The sequence below is a fragment of the Rhodopseudomonas rhenobacensis genome, assembly GCF_014203125.1.
Classification (GTDB): Bacteria; Pseudomonadota; Alphaproteobacteria; order Rhizobiales; family Xanthobacteraceae; genus Rhodopseudomonas_A; species Rhodopseudomonas_A rhenobacensis.
Window position 1 is genome coordinate 1 of sequence record NZ_JACHIH010000067.1, and the last position, 1324, is coordinate 1324.

Sequence of the window (1324 nt, forward strand, 5' to 3'; positions counted from 1 at the left end):
CGAAGGTGTTGGACGCAGGACGGGCGCGGCTGCGCGAGCCGGTGCGCGATCAGATCGAACTGCGGTCGGTGGACCTCGACGCGCTGCTTTCGGCGGATCACCCTGCGCGGCTGATCTGGGATTATGTCAGCCGGGTTGATCTGCAAGTGCTGGAACAGAAGGTGCGGGCGCGCGAGCATACGCCGGGTCAGGCGCCGGCCAGTCCGCGACTGCTGCTGGCGCTGTGGCTTTATGCCACCAGCGAGGGCATCGGCAGCGCCCGCGCGCTGGCGCGGCTGTGCGACGGCCACGACGCCTATCGCTGGCTGTGCGGCGGGGTGAGCGTCAACTATCATGGCCTGGCGGACTTCCGCACAGCGGAGCCGGAGCTGCTGGACCGGCTGCTGAGCGAGCACGTCGCCACCTTGTCGGCGGCAGGCGTCATCAGCCTCGACGAGATCACCCAGGACGGCGTGCGGGTGCGGGCCTCGGCCGGGTCGGCCTCGTTCCGACGCCGCAAGACACTGCACAAGGAACTGAAGAAGGCACAGCGTCGCATCAAAGCGCTGCGGCTGGAATTGCACGACGATCCGGACGCCAGCAGCCGCCGCATCCAGGCGGCCCAACAGCGGGCGGCGCGGGAGCGCGAGGCACGCGTCAAGGCGGCGCTGGACCGGCTTGCGGAGATCGAAGCTGAACGCGCCCGCCGCGGCCGGACCAACAAGAACCAGACCGCCAAGCAGAAAGAGCCGCGCGCCTCGACCACCGATCCGCAGGCGCGCGTCATGAAGATGGCCGACGGCGGCTATCGGCCGGCGCATAATTGCCAGCTCGCCACGGTGGCGGATGGTCAGATCGTGGTCGCCGTCGATGTCGACGGCACCGGCTCCGACCATGGCCTGATGCGGCCGATGATCGAGCAGATCGAGCGGCGCCACGACCACCGGCCGAAGCGCTACCTCGTCGACGGCGGCTTCAACAAGAATAACGATACCGAATGGGCCGCCGAACAGGGGGTCGCCGTCTATGGACCGCCGGTGCGCAGCAAGCACGACAGCGATCCCTATGCGCCGCGCCGCGACGACGGCCCCGGCGTCGCCGCCTGGCGCAGGCGCATGAAAAGCCCGCACGGCAAATCCGTTTACAAGCGAAGAACCGTGGGTGAATGCATCAATGCCCGAATCCGGCAATGCGGCTTCCGTCAGTTCGTCATCCGCGGACACGACAAGGTCAGAGCACTGCTCAGCTTGTTCGCCCTCGCCAACAACATCCTGCAAGGCCATCGCCTCACCCACAGCGCCGCGGCGTAGCCGATCAGCCACCGACCGCACCCCACCAACCGCAC

Annotated in this window: 1 protein-coding gene; it reads left to right on the forward strand. The window is 68.1% G+C overall.

The features are described 5' to 3' along the window. The coding region (locus tag HNR60_RS23910; RefSeq protein WP_210313763.1) for an IS1182 family transposase at nucleotides 1–1289 on the forward strand (1289 nt) is incomplete at its 5' end. Nucleotides 1290–1324: the final 35 nt, after the last annotated feature.